At 47.1% G+C, this 13477-nt stretch carries 11 protein-coding genes and 1 pseudogene; 2 read left to right on the top strand and 10 right to left on the bottom strand.

What is annotated here, in order from left to right; translation table 11 throughout:
* Window positions 1-98 precede the first annotated feature (98 nt).
* Together Xsto_RS16455 and Xsto_RS16445 are read right to left on the bottom strand one after the other, a co-directional pair.
* Window positions 99-356 (bottom strand): annotated as a pseudogene (locus tag Xsto_RS16455) (Arm DNA-binding domain-containing protein); the annotation flags it as partial.
* Window positions 357-1027: 671 nt separating this feature from the next.
* Entirely contained in the window at window positions 1028-2566 is a 1539-nt protein-coding gene (locus Xsto_RS16445; RefSeq protein WP_099125774.1) for a hypothetical protein, read from the bottom strand.
* A 412-nt stretch (window positions 2567-2978) separates the two neighbouring features.
* On the opposite strand from Xsto_RS16445, the gene Xsto_RS16440 reads away from it, so the two are divergent.
* Window positions 2979-3986 (top strand): phage tail fiber protein, encoded by a 1008-nt coding sequence (locus Xsto_RS16440; RefSeq protein WP_099125773.1) that lies wholly within the window; start codon window positions 2979-2981, stop codon window positions 3984-3986.
* 52 nt (window positions 3987-4038) lie between these two features.
* Window positions 4039-4431 (top strand): LecA/PA-IL family lectin, encoded by a 393-nt coding sequence (locus tag Xsto_RS16435; RefSeq protein ID WP_422646206.1) that lies wholly within the window; start codon window positions 4039-4041, stop codon window positions 4429-4431.
* Between the two features lie 43 nt (window positions 4432-4474).
* Here the strand turns inward: Xsto_RS16435 and Xsto_RS22345 are convergent, their stop codons facing one another.
* The 8 genes from Xsto_RS22345 to Xsto_RS16395 form a co-directional block, all read right to left on the bottom strand.
* Entirely contained in the window at window positions 4475-5698 is a 1224-nt protein-coding gene (locus tag Xsto_RS22345) for a phage tail fiber protein (protein WP_244590425.1), read from the bottom strand.
* 20 nt (window positions 5699-5718) lie between these two features.
* On the bottom strand, window positions 5719-6753 hold the full coding sequence (locus Xsto_RS16425; protein WP_099125772.1) for a DUF6453 family protein: 1035 nt from the start codon (window positions 6751-6753) through the stop codon (window positions 5719-5721).
* The gene (locus Xsto_RS16420; protein ID WP_099125771.1) at window positions 6753-10865 is read right to left on the bottom strand and encodes a TipJ family phage tail tip protein; all 4113 of its coding nucleotides are present in this window, start codon (window positions 10863-10865) and stop codon (window positions 6753-6755) included. Before Xsto_RS16420 ends, Xsto_RS16425 begins: the two co-directional genes overlap by 1 nt.
* Window positions 10865-11443, bottom strand: coding sequence for a tail assembly protein (locus tag Xsto_RS16415; RefSeq protein WP_099125777.1), 579 nt, complete (start codon window positions 11441-11443; stop codon window positions 10865-10867). The genes Xsto_RS16420 and Xsto_RS16415 overlap by 1 nt, the downstream gene beginning before the upstream one ends.
* Window positions 11386-12099, bottom strand: a complete 714-nt coding sequence (locus Xsto_RS16410; protein ID WP_099125770.1) for a C40 family peptidase — start codon at window positions 12097-12099, stop codon at window positions 11386-11388. The genes Xsto_RS16415 and Xsto_RS16410 overlap by 58 nt, the downstream gene beginning before the upstream one ends.
* A 2-nt stretch (window positions 12100-12101) precedes the next feature.
* A complete protein-coding gene (locus Xsto_RS16405; RefSeq protein ID WP_099125769.1) occupies window positions 12102-12806 on the bottom strand; it encodes a phage minor tail protein L in 705 nt (234 codons plus the stop codon).
* A complete protein-coding gene (locus Xsto_RS16400) occupies window positions 12803-13138 on the bottom strand; it encodes a phage tail protein (RefSeq protein WP_099125768.1) in 336 nt (111 codons plus the stop codon). Before Xsto_RS16400 ends, Xsto_RS16405 begins: the two co-directional genes overlap by 4 nt.
* Before the next feature lie 69 nt (window positions 13139-13207).
* On the bottom strand, window positions 13208-13474 hold the full coding sequence (locus tag Xsto_RS16395) for a helix-turn-helix domain-containing protein (protein ID WP_099125767.1): 267 nt from the start codon (window positions 13472-13474) through the stop codon (window positions 13208-13210).
* Window positions 13475-13477: the final 3 nt, after the last annotated feature.

The following is a 13477-nucleotide window of genomic DNA, read 5'->3' as shown; positions in this document are numbered from 1 at the left end:
TTATTCCAAATCTGAAGAGATGCATGACAAAGTGGTAGGTACGTTCATTGAGCGTGAATACTATCTTTCATAACAGATCTAACTATTGGAAGCATGACCTTTTTAACTTGCCCCGGATCATCGCCATTTGCCAATATCTTTTTGACGTCTTCCCTTTTATTTCTGGCCTCTGCCAACGTTACGGTGGGATAAGTACCAAATGCCAATCGCTTCTCTTTACCTGCAAAGCGATATTTTAACCGCCAACATTTGGAACCATTCGGAAAAATTTCTAAGTACATGCCCCCACCATCGGAGAGTTTGTACGATTTATCTTTGGGCTTTGCGGTGTCTATCTGTCTGGCTGTCAACTTCATGTGGGGGCATCCATTTTGATTGAACCTAACAATGCCCCCTATTATGCCCCCAGAGATCTGTAGATTTCAACATACCTTACTGGACTATAGGAGAACAAAAAAAGGCCAACACTGCGTATTTATTGGGATTTTGTAGACTTCGGAAGACGTTACGATATGAATGGATGGTACGCCCTACAGGATTCGAACCTGTGACCTACGGCTTAGAAGAAAGTAGACCACTAAATATCACATTGAAATATAAAGATTTATCCTTGCTCGCATCCCGTTTTGTGTCGTTCATCGCTTTTCGGTGTCTTTGGTTGTCGTTCATGTGTCGTTAGCAGAGACACAAAAACGACACAGTGATTTAGTCTATAGCAACAAGTCTTTCAGGTAAGCTGCCTATCCAAATGTGTTCCATTTAACTTTATAATGGTAGGGTCAGAACATGATGCATTGGATGCACTATTGCATAGACAATAATTATGAAAATCAATAATCAGATGATATTAAGATGGGCTTTTTAATATTTGCTATAAACTGGTGAAAATTGAGTTTTTGCGTAGTGTGGCTTTCCAATCATGTGCAAGGACATGTGCAGAAAATAAAACATATCGTTACCCGATAGTTTAACACTATAGAATAACGATACATTAATTAATAAAAATACTTATTTATAATAGCAACAATTATCCTTTTGGCTTCCATTCATTTCCTGTCCATATCCAATAATCAACATCTGCATCGTATATATTACAAATCACTCTAGAGCCTGGATATCTCAAATCTATAGATGAGCCATCATAATTTTTCAGTATCCAATAATCTGGATTTGTTGGTGCTATACTTCCCGAATATCCATAAAAAGTAGACGTAGATAGAAAATGTTCGTACCTTCTAAAAATAACTCCGGGCAAATTAACAAATGTCATTTCTGTTGGAGAAAATCGCCCCGAAAAGGATGCCCATAATTTACCATCCCCCCACCAGTCAATAGATTGAATAGATGCATATACATCCGACTCCCCAACATAAAAATATTTAAGTTCATTATTTAGACCAGGTTCTCCCTTGCTGACTTTAACTTTAATTCCATTTACAACCAATGAACTATGTATTCCACATGTTTGATTTACCCTAAATATAGCAGTAGTTATAACATTATCGTTAGTATGCAGTGCTACGGCATTTATTATTGACATACTAGTAAAATCGTCATGTAAATCAAAGTCTATATCCCGATTACCCTCTGAGTATGGACTAACTAAATTTACTCTTGCTTCTTTTTCAGCTATAAATCCAATTCGGTTATTTTCGCTACGTGGAGTAGTTAAAGTAATACATGCCCCTCCAGAAAATAAGAAACCACATCTAGCCCCTTGTGGTTTTTCTGCGCTTGAAATTGCTGAACAATTATCTATGCTTACAGCATTTGATGCATCATAAACTGCAATTCCATAATCAGTGAATCCATCTACATGAATCCTTCTCAAGGTTGTTTCCCAGCACCATCCGGCAATTTGTACCCCATTATAAAAATTCGATATAAATAGATTTTCATGCAAGCAAGCTATTGATTGAGATCTTCCGCCAAGTTCTCCAATGATACCATCTAGTATTCCTGTCTTTGTGCTACCATTAGGGGCTATTAAATATAAATTTCGGATTCCTCCTCCCAATGCTATATTTTTTACATTAGAGAAGCCATCAACGTCATTAACAAATTCTATTGTCGTTATTGCATCTACAGATGCAATACTCCTTTCTGGAATCCCAGCCCCACTAATAATCTGCCCCGAATATCTATAGAACGTATCAGTACTCGTATAATTCCCAGCAGGAATATCTACGTTTTTTCTTGTATCTATTGCTCTCTGTAGTTTTTCTGTAATGTCACTATTTGTCATTACTCCGTACCAAGCAGCATTCACATTCCCGCTATAATGCCTTTTCCATCTTCTACTCAATTTATCAACGATAATTATCCCATCATCATCGTTGCTGTCTTCATCATTAACATCTATATAAAAATCACCCATAGCTCCATCAAATAAATTATCTCTGCCATATACTCGCATATGAGTTCTATTTCCAGAATAACCTCTCAACTGACTATAACTAATACCAGATAGTATATTTAATTCATCCTGAATAGTAGATGAATTAAATGAGTGGTCTATGGCGGATAATTGAGATGATGCTAAAATATCATTTGTTAATTCTTGCATATATATTACTCCAAATAAAATAGTGACATTTCTACATATTGACTTTTAGTCTTTTCAGAAAATATAACGTTATTAATAGATGGCGGTTATGAATCACTATAAAAACCCATGTAAAACATATAACCAAAATCTTAATCAATAATAAAGTTGATCGGATTAAATTATTTTTAAATTAATTAGCGTTGTATAAATTGCTATACATTCATTTTTATCAATGGCCATATAAATTTTATTAATTGTCTACCTGTCATTTTATGTCATCCTGCCAACAAAACATGCTCCCTATCAAATATTAGTCAAGCCGTACTTTCCCGTATTGATGAACCCTTTTATTGATGTTCACGGCGGAGAAGTCTCCCACCGCCTTCATGTTATTTAGCAATGTGTATTGTTGATTAGATGAGGGAATAATATGCAAGATAAAAAGCCTGATGTACCTGTCTCAGACGGTAGTAATCTCGTGATCGTTGCAACACCTGAATATGTCAAAGAAGCTATTGCAGAACACGCGGCAAGCCGTAATCATCCATATGCAACCCAGACAGAGCCGGGATTTGTTACACTAAATAATGATGCAAACAGTGATAGTGAGATAACCGCTGCAACATCTAAATCTGTTAAAAAAGCATATGATTTAGCCAATAGCGCCAATCAAAATGCCAGCAGTGCAAATGATAATGCCAATACTCGCTTGTCTAAAGATCGGAACGGGGCTGATATTCCTGACAAGACTAATTTTTTAAAAAATATTGGGTTAGGTGAAACAGCAAATGTCCGATTTAATGATGTTTACGTCAACGTTTTGCATAGTTCAATCCTCAACCTGACCGGCAATGTATCGGGTGTCCAATTTTATTCACCGGATGGTTCTGGAAGACGGCGCAGAATAGAAAGGGCATTAGACTCTGATCCGGTGATGTTTAGATTCATTGATCGGGCAGGAGACGCTGAAAATAATCGAAATATTGCTGTCATAGAGATGCCCAGAGTTACGTATGGTCAGGTGTTGGTATTGAGAGGAAACTGTATAAATGACCCCAATGGCTACATACGGATAGCCTCCCCTATCATCGAAATTTTCTCTTCTGGCGCATTCACCACCAACGATGAATCCGAAGGGACTACTGTTGAATATTTATCAAAAGGTACATATCTAATTAAAGGTATTAAAGGATTCAGTAATGATGGAACTGTCAATAACATCGACATCCCACGTTGTCAGAACGATCTACCAATGGTTTGGGTCAACCATGAAGTTCTACCTGATGGCTCTATCAAATTAATGACCTACCACCGTGAACACTCAGATGCCCCTGCTTTCGCCAGAAATATACGGGAGGGCTACTCTGACGGTGATTTAATCGATATTCCTGATGGCAGATTTGTTTCTGTCCGAGTGCAAATGCCTGATGCTAAATAATCACAATCTTAATTCCTCTGCCACTTTCAAAATATAATTTGGAGGTAATACTATGTTGAATGACTGGTCTGGAACTGTCCCTGCTAACCTTGAACAAGGTCAACCTACAGGGCTTTTGCTTAAAGCAGGTGATGTGATATCTGTCGTTGCTAAGGGGTGGGTAAAATATGGTAGCGCTACTAACCATGAATACGCAGCACCAGAAGGAACTATGCCAATCTACCAACCTGCAGAACCCACTTTGTCTTTACTTGTAAAAATCTCCAACAAAACTTACAAAATAGGAAATGGTGTATTACGTAGAAGGGTTCCCGTTGATGGGGAACTAATATTATTATTTGACGATACTCCGGGTCAATATGGTAACAATTCAGGTGAATTTTTGGTTGATATCTTAGTGGAATCTCCAGATATTTTAGATGACCTTGAAGAAATAGATAGATAGCGAAATTACTCAACCCGCAACTTCTTGCGGGTTAACCATTCCCTTACTCCACCAATTCAACCTGATCACTATCAGTGACAACCTCTGCCGCCTTCTGCTTCATATTCCACACCGAATTTTCTGGCATCTGGACACGGACATCCAAACGGCAACCTTCGGGGATATCGCACGGTTCACCATCCTGATAGAACACCTTCTCCCCGTTCACAATAGCTTTTATCCGCTTATTCTGAAAGCGTACCGGTAAATGACTATGCTGACGATGAAAGGTTTCAATCGTGATACTGCCGTCCTTGTTCACCTTGTCATCAATGTAAATAAGTTCCAGCCCGTTGTTGTTCTTCGGCGAGGAAATACCCCCATGTACACCCCATGCGCCATCGGCGTTATAGCCTAGCACACCTGTCACCTGATAATGACCGAGGCCGAGTTTAGAGACGATTGCGCCTTCGGATTCGTCATTAGTTTCGAATTTACCATCGGGATGGATTTGAATGATAGGGGAGGATTTTCTGATAATACCATCCTGACCTGCATAAACATTCCCTCCCCACCCCATTGCTAAAACATTTCCATGAACGCCTTCAGGGAAAAGATAATTACTCAACGTTTCTCTTCCCTTTTGGATAATGACGTATCCATACTCACCTTGCGTCCCAAAATTAACTGCTAGTCCGGTTCCCGCGTGTTTTGCCAAAAAATTAGTATACCCATCGCCAACCGCTATCACTTGACCAGCGAATTGAACCCCAGAAGCATTCTGAATGACTGCACCCTCTAACCCAATATTCCTCACAAACGCCGCTTTATTCGGAATATCCGTCCCATTCTGGGATTTATTCAGTTTGTCATCCATCGCCGCCTGCAATGTTCGTATAGATTGCAGTGGCACCGTCTGTCCATTCGGCAGCGTTACCTCCACCGCTCCGTTCTGCGTCATCCATTGATCCATATTCTGCAAGAACTGGATGATATTGCTGTTAATAGCGCACATATGCCGGACACCATCAGAAATAGAGTTAGGCACCGTCGTCTGGATCTGGTAAGTAACGTTATTCAGCGTGGTTTTGGCCGTATCCGCCAATACCAGTTCCGTATCGGAATTCACGGCCTGAATCATATGCAGTAAATTACTGCTACCAGACTGGATGAGTATCACCTGCCCCGGCGCAATCCCGCTCAGGTTGTCTTTAAATTTTGTACCCGTACCCCGGACAATCGCCGAGCCGGACACCGTGGAAAGGGTGCCTTGTGTGTAAATCATCATAAATTCCTGAAAAGAGTAAATTAGAAGTAGTCGTCGAAATTAATCGCGTAGATGTCGTAGTTGATGGGTTTGTAGCTGAACCAGTTAACCTGAAAATAGTGAAAGTCCATTTTTCCGGCTTCGCTCACCGAAATGGTGCTGCCTGAGAAGCTGAAACCGGAATCGGCAAAGCGCCAGCTGTTTCCCCGGATATTCTTAGCCAGCTTTGCCAGCCGGTTAAGGTGTATCATGGGTCGGGAAATGCTTTGAGCTGAGCCGCTGCCGTTTCTGACGGGGATCATTTCGCCTAAAAAGAACGGCGTGTAATAAGACGAGTAGGTCATCTCCCCGGAGGCGTTATACACCGCCACGCCCACATCAGGCTTCTTGAGGGAGAAACCGCTGGAGAAAATCACGACATAGACCTCGCAAGGCACGTCATTGTTCATCATGACTTTATCGTGATTCATGCCAACAGCGGCCCCCGACGTTTCCGTCCGGGCAAACACCAGACACTGTTCGCGGTTCGGGATGGCATCCGGCACCCGCCATTGTCCAAAACGACCCAGATTCACTTTGCCCCGGTAAACGCAATAGCCCATCCGGTTCTGATTGGACAGGGTAGCAATCCCATTCATGCCCGCCAGTTGAATGCCAAAGGATTCTCGATGCTTGGGATAGCCACACACCTGAATAGAGAAATTCTGGTCGTGTTCAAAAAAGGGATCAAACCAGCCGGTGACATTGCCATACCAGTCGGGTTTACCATTGGGGCTGTCACTGTATTCAAAACGCAGATACTCCCCTTCCATGCGGATGTTATGGATTCGGATATCGACAATGGCAGAGACGTTGCCATCCTGCCCCACCATCACCGTTTTGGTCGGTATCAGGACAATATTAAAATCTTTGGCTTCGGGAATATGACGGGATTGTTGCCAGCCCTGCTTACGGTAATCACCGTGCAAATCGACCGCTATTGTGCGTATCAGGCTCAGGGTCTGCGCGCGTTCTGAATCCAGTCGATACGGTTTACCGCCGTCACCGGGATGGACTAATAATCCGATGTCACTCATTAAATTTCTCCTACCTTGACCCGTAACACGCCATTGCCATCAAACACCGCCAGTCCGGTGTTATCGAGGGCGATCCGCACCCCACCTGACGAGCCTTTCATCTCAAACGCCCCATTCTTCGGCAGATTCCAGCCATCATGCGGCCAGTTATCTGAACGTAGTCCGTCGGCAATTTTTGCCATTGTGATAGAGGCATCGTTGATTTTGGCGCCGTCAATCACGGCCGTACCCAAAAAGGCCTCCTTGATAAACACCTGCCCGTCTTTAATCATAAAAACCGATTCCAGCTTGCCGTTGGTGGGATTGACTACCGTAAACTGGTTGGCCCGTACCCCGAAGTGCGTTTCCACCTTACCGTTTTTGACCTCAGCCCCGATAACCATCCCGGCTTGATAAAACTGTCCCTTGTATTTCACTCCGGCCCGGATGTCCTTGATGGCATGACCGTTACCGTCGATATCAAAGACAGCCGTGGCTTTTTCTTCCAGCACCGCTGTGTTATCGCCCACCTTTGCTGTCAGGGTGTCAATCGACAGGGCAAATGCCTGGCGATCATCCGCCCGTGCTTTATCAACCCGGCTGATTTCTGCCCGGATTTGGCGCTGTTCGCCTGCGGATTCACTGGCTTGTGCCGCCAGTTGCAGGGCAGATTCTGCCTGTGAACGCTCCTGATTATTGAGCGTCTCGTTCAGATGGGTGATTTGGGACTGTTGCGTTTCGTACTGGCTTTGCTGGGTTTGCTGTAATGTCGCTGAAGCGTGTTCAAGATCCGCTATGGCGGTTTTCTGCTCATTGAACGTACTGTAAATAGCGGATAACTGCTGCGCTTGCTGATCAATGCCTGCCTGTAACTGCTTATCGCCTGTCTGGATTTCTGCCCGCAACTGGGTCTGACTTTCTGCCAGCGCCTTATCTATCTCAGTTTGGCTCTTTTTAACGTCCACAATGGCGGATTCCGCCTCCCCAAGCCGGGTGTTGATTTGATGACCCATTTCGGCACGAGCCGTTGTCTCCGTTGTCACGGCTTTTTCAACCTGCACAATCCGGGCTACCGACTCAAGCTGTTGTTCACTGAGTGAGTTAAACTGGGCTGAAGTCTGCATCAACGCCTCTGACATCGCACTTTCAGCATCCGTCACGGTCTTTTCTATTTTGCTGATATCACTGCGCTGGGCAGCAAACTGGGCTTGGGTGGTCTGCTCAAACTTAGCCTGAACTTCGCTTACCATGGCGATAGCATCGGTGTTCTGGGTGACACGCCCTGAGATATCCGCCAGATTATCGTCGGTGGTTTTCAGGCTGGCTTTCACCTGATTGACCGCTTTCGCAATGGCTTTTTCTTGTGTGGCTTGTGATTCCTTAACATCCAGCACTGCTGCCCGGTTATCGGCTACGTCAGCACTGATTTGCGCCTGAAACCTGGCATGTGCCGCACTATCATCAGCCTGTACCTGCTCAAGACGGGTGATATCGGCTTTACGGTTACGTGATTCTTCTTGCAAATTGTGGCTGATCTGGGTGCTGAAATGGGTATTGGTCATTACCCCTTCTGCCACCTCACCAATCTGTTGCTCAAGGTTCAGCGCCTTATTGCCCAGCTCCCGCGCCCGTTGTTCCAGCTCCGTGGTTTTCTCACCATTGAGATCAATTTTTTCCGCCAGACGTTTCCCGCTTTCAGAGGACAGAAACTGCTTACCGGTAATGTCTAATATCTCTTTGGCGCGGTCATCCGGCTTGCCTTGTGCTTCGACAAAGTGCGATTTACCGAACTCATTCACACTGCGAACGTAGAACCAGTAGGCGGTTCCGGCTTTCAGTCTCCCTTTTGTCCAGAACTTCGCAATACCCAGAAAATCCGCTTTGGTCTCAATCTCGTTGATATCGGGGATTGGCCTGTCTGAGAACCAGAACTCAAATTGCGTATCCAGCGTCTTGGGGGCACTGATATAAGGAATGGCTTTCAACTCAAAAAAGCCGGGTTCTATCGTGATAACCGAAGGGGCAGCCGGGGCACCAATCACCATCGGCACTTTGGCTTCATCACCCAACATGCCGCTGTCGTCACGGGCACGGACACCGACCGTATACACACCCGCGTCTAACCCACTGAAGTAGTATTCCAGTTCTTGAGTATTCCCGTGTGAAACCACTTTATTGTCACGATAGAGCGCCACATCAAAGGTGATCTTGCGGTTGAATGTCGTCGTCGCCCACATCGCACGGGCCTGCACCTGCGTACTGTCCTGAATGTACGCCATGCTCAGGCGTTCAATATTGGGAATACGGATCACATTCTGCGTGGCAGGCGTCCCCTGAAAATCAACCCCGTTCTCAACAACCGCTTCTTTCTGAGGTTCATGCTGAATACAGGTAAAATTGTAATGCCCTGTTTTGGTGTCTTCGGCAATGCTCATGATCCGGAACAAGCGGGTGATCAGTGATCGCTTGGCAATGGAGAACACACCCCATTGACGTAATCCTGCAGGCACGTCTTTCAGGGTGACCACATCGCCACTGACGGATTCAATCTCCACCCGGACAAACGTCCCTTCATTGCCCATATAAGAAAAATAACCGGACTCACCGGAGGCAAACTCGGCTGGCGCATCAAGACGCACTTTCTTACCGGAGAAAGCCAACACACGCCCACCGATACGCGCGGCGGCGAAGGTGTTATCGGCAATTTCCACAATGTCACCCGGTATGCAATTAATCCCTTCACGACCGGTACTGAATGTCACGGAATCCGTTTCGAGCTTTTCGGTTTCGATGATCCATCTGCCGACCCGATGTGCCTGACCCCGGCTGGTACACCCAAAGGCCGTCACCTTTTTAACATTCAGGCCCAGACGGTCAACCAAGGCATCATCCTGAATCAGTTCCCGCTCTTCTTTCCAGCCGTTTTCCGGGTTCACCCAGGTGACTTCAATAATCGTATGCCGGGCTTTCTTTGCCGCCGCACTGTAGTTAAATTTGCCCTCGACCACGTTGGCATTGGTGAATGTCCAGACCGGATCCGTGGGCCGGTCCTGAAAGCAGGTCAGTTGCAACCCATTCCAGACCTGCATCCCACGAAAGACCGAAGCCAGATCATCCAGCACATCCCGTGCCTTACGCTGGTTTGCAATATAGGCATTACAAGTAAATCGGGGTTCCATCCCCCCAAAGCCATCCGGCACAAGCTGATCACAATATTGCGCGATGGCATACAGGGCGAACTTGTCACAGCCAAACGACCCCATCAGCTTCCCGATGCCATAACGGGTGTTGGTCACCAAATCGTAGAATATCCATGCCGGGTTATTGGTGTAAGCAGGCTTGAAACGCCCTGTCCAGACGCCTTTATACTCCCGCGTATCAGGGAAGTAATTATCCGGCACCTGAACAATCATGCCCTTGATATGATAGGTACGCTTAGGGGTATCGGCAAACAGTGAGCGGTCAATGCGCATTCCCACCACCGCACTGTTCGGGTAGCTCATCAGGGTATCGGTAATTTCGGTATAACTGGCCCAGACTGTGCCATTCCGCAGCCGGTCGCTTTTGCTGTCCTCGGTTAAACGCGACACCCGGATCTGGAACGGCTTTTTCTTCGGGGCGTCAATAGTGTGAGATTCCAGATATTGCCCGCTGATTTTTGCCGGGCCGATATGCACAAACTTAGCGTTATACCAGCCAGAACCGTCATTCACATCGATAGACAGTTGTACCGAGCTGTTTTCCTGATTACCCTTATCATCAGTCTTAACAAGCTGGCTAACGCCCACGGTAAACCTGATCCTGTCCACATCACGGTTCGATACCGATCGGAGTATCGGCATGTCTTTCTTGACTTCAACACTGACCGGAATTTCACTTTCGACAAACGGATACTCGCTTAACGGCTCCTGCGATTGCGTCCCCGCCCGCCACTGGACAGTGACGCCGTGGATATTGGGATTACCGCTCTTATCCACAACCGGCGTGCCGTTAATCCTGAACCCCTGCAGGCCACCGACCGGCCCTTCAATCTGTCCCTCACTAATCAGATCAACAATGTTCAGAAACTGCTTATTCTTCAGATTATCATCCAGCAGTTTCGGGGTACTGCCCTTGCCGCCACCTTTAGCCATTATTCTGTCTCCAGACCCTGAGAAATCACGTTCGACCCCACCACCAGCTCACCGTAAGCAATGGGCACCGGATAACCCTGCCCGATACGGTTTTCCAGTGAACTGAAATAGCGGTTGCCCTCGGTTTTGCTGGAACCCATCGACGGATTCTCCGGCATTTTGGTCAGCATGGTCGCCATCCCAGCCGCCAGCAGTGCCACCCCCGCCATCGCCAGCCCCGCCGTGTAAGCACTCCACATGGCAATCGACGCACCGCCCGTCCAGAATGCCGCAGCAATCGCCACCACGCCCAGCACCGCCATGCCTATCCCCGCGCTATTTCCACCAGCCCCTTTAACCACAGGCACAATCGTGACCGTATCGCCGTCATTCAGCGGGTGATTCATGCCTGCCGGAATGGATTGCGTTGTCATATCCCGCCCGGCAATGCGGATACGGAACTGCCCGTCAGCCAGCGCCTGCTGGAACCCTGTTAACTGATAACACAGGCACCTGACCGCTTCTGCCGCGTCACGCACCTCTAACTCATAACGACGGCCAAATCTTCGAAGATGGCCTCCAAGCTGTAACTTGACCATTGTGGATGTCTCCAGACTGAATGTGTGTAGTTGAGCCAGTAACCACCGTAAACATCGCGCTTGCTGATGCGATCTGGCCTGTGATGCAGAATTTGCTGATTGCCGAGGTAAATCGCCCCGTGGCAGGGCGTCTGACTCCCCAGACAAATGAGAATGATGTCGCCGGGCTGGATTTCATCCACCTGTTCAAAGCCCTGACTTAAGCTGTTATCGAGATAAAGGTTCTGCCCCGCGTTCCACCACGCATCGTCACGAGGAATATCGTCTAATTCGATGCCTGCCAGATGATAGGCATCGCGGATCAACGAATAGCAGTCCTGTGTCCCGTGGAGAAATGCCCGGCCTAATAAACGCGGCACCGGGCGAAATTGGTGCACCCGATCACCACAAGCCAACCACCACGGCAGGCCCGTCTTGAGTTGCTGTGTGCGGTCGGCGGTACTTAATCGCAGCTTGCCATTGGGGTGACTGTGCACAATGGCCTCGATATCGGCAAAGCACTCTGCCGTTATCCAGTCATCGGGGTTAATGTCAAAATAGTGCTCAGGATCCGGTGAAATATTGCGGCACGGGAAATAGCGCCCCCCGGCAATCAGGCCGCACGCTTCCCTCACCCCTTCCGCTTTCGCGTGGGCGATAATGTGGTGTTCAATCATGATTAACCTAACCTGTTCGCGCCTAAAAAACCGCCAAAGGGCATAGACAAAGGACGGGGATAGCGCAGCGTGCAACCGCTGTATTTCTTTGAGCAGCGGTCTTTCAAGGGATGAGTGATGGGCTGGTCTTTTTCATCGGCTACCGGTGGGCCGTCATAGCCACAATCGGCGGAACGGTACTGCCAGCAACAGATATCCGCCTGAATCACCCGCGCCGGAATGAGCGCCCCATCCGTTTCACTGGGTAAAGCCAGGATGTAGGTCACGAAATCCGCGTTGGCATCCTGCTTCTGTTCTATCAGGTATTTGCTGACCACCTCACGGGTCGGATCGGCCTGTGGGTTGCCATTCGGAAAGTTGACCGCATCCAGATACAACTCCGGCACCTGACGGCGGGTGACCACCGCGCCCAGCGCATCATTGAAATCCTGATTGATGGCGGTCAGCAACCCATTGATATTGGCAAACACCATCTTCGGTCGGGAGCTGGGGCCTTTGCCACTCATTTCAAACCCGGTCACCTCCACCGGATACGGCTCATAGCGCAGCCCCTGCCAGATGACCGGCTGTAATTTGCCGTTCATGCCATCATGGAAACGGTAGACATCGCCCCCAAACATCGTTAAATCGATTTCATACAGATTCAGGATCGCGTTCTGGCCCAGTTCAGTGACGGCCACCCGCATTGCTTTCGGGATGTCTCTCATGCCACGACCTCCTCAAACACACAACTGACTGACCAGCGCACCCGATGGCGGTTGACCGTCCACGAACGACACACAAACGTGCGCAATTGATTATCATCACTACTTCGCCAGACAAACGATTCCACCGCACCCCGTGCGCGTAAGAACGCATCAATCGCCCGCCCGGTATCAGCACTCCCGGCAAAATTAAGCTGGTAGCGTTTTAACTGGTTATTGATGCCATCTTTGATGCGCTGCTCGTAGCCATCGCCAAACTTAATTACTTTGACACGCGGTTCATGGCTGACCTCATAGTTATCCTGCGGTCGCCAGATAAATTCTGGTTTTGTCATATTTCACCCATAAAAAAACCCGCCGAAGCGGGTTTGTGCAATTACGTATCCCATAGAAAGGGATTGCGGTTAATCCAGTGTTAACTGTGTTGGCCTGCATTCATAAAGTGCCGCCAGTTTTTCCAAGGTAACCTGACGGGGGCGTTCTGCTTTTTCAAACTGGGAAACAGCAGCTTGCTTTACACCCAATTTTTCAGCCACTTCGGTTTGTGATAAACCACGATAGATACGCCATGCCGCATGGAGGGTAATTTCTTCATCCACCATGATACTGATGACTTCATGAGGGATGGTTTCATCATCATGAGGGCCTTTGGTGTAAGGGATTTCCGCCATATT

The organism is Xenorhabdus stockiae, assembly GCF_002632825.1.
GTDB classification, from domain to species: Bacteria; Pseudomonadota; Gammaproteobacteria; order Enterobacterales; family Enterobacteriaceae; genus Xenorhabdus; species Xenorhabdus stockiae.
Note: the sequence above shows the minus strand (reverse complement) of the source record. Positions and strands in the feature narration are given on the sequence as shown.

Excerpts from the sequence above, each read along its gene's own strand:
- Xsto_RS16445 (WP_099125774.1), bottom strand. The coding sequence starts at position 2,566 with ATGCAAGAATTAACAAATGATATTTTAGCATCATCTCAATTATCCGCC.
- Xsto_RS16440 (WP_099125773.1), top strand. The coding sequence starts at position 2,979 with ATGCAAGATAAAAAGCCTGATGTACCTGTCTCAGACGGTAGTAATCTC.
- Xsto_RS16435 (WP_422646206.1), top strand. The coding sequence starts at position 4,039 with ATGTTGAATGACTGGTCTGGAACTGTCCCTGCTAACCTTGAACAAGGT.
- Xsto_RS22345 (WP_244590425.1), bottom strand. The coding sequence starts at position 5,698 with ATGATGATTTACACACAAGGCACCCTTTCCACGGTGTCCGGCTCGGCG.
- Xsto_RS16425 (WP_099125772.1), bottom strand. The coding sequence starts at position 6,753 with ATGAGTGACATCGGATTATTAGTCCATCCCGGTGACGGCGGTAAACCG.
- Xsto_RS16420 (WP_099125771.1), bottom strand. The coding sequence starts at position 10,865 with ATGGCTAAAGGTGGCGGCAAGGGCAGTACCCCGAAACTGCTGGATGAT.
- Xsto_RS16415 (WP_099125777.1), bottom strand. The coding sequence starts at position 11,443 with ATGGTCAAGTTACAGCTTGGAGGCCATCTTCGAAGATTTGGCCGTCGT.
- Xsto_RS16410 (WP_099125770.1), bottom strand. The coding sequence starts at position 12,099 with ATGATTGAACACCACATTATCGCCCACGCGAAAGCGGAAGGGGTGAGG.
- Xsto_RS16405 (WP_099125769.1), bottom strand. The coding sequence starts at position 12,806 with ATGAGAGACATCCCGAAAGCAATGCGGGTGGCCGTCACTGAACTGGGC.
- Xsto_RS16400 (WP_099125768.1), bottom strand. The coding sequence starts at position 13,138 with ATGACAAAACCAGAATTTATCTGGCGACCGCAGGATAACTATGAGGTC.
- Xsto_RS16395 (WP_099125767.1), bottom strand. The coding sequence starts at position 13,474 with ATGGCGGAAATCCCTTACACCAAAGGCCCTCATGATGATGAAACCATC.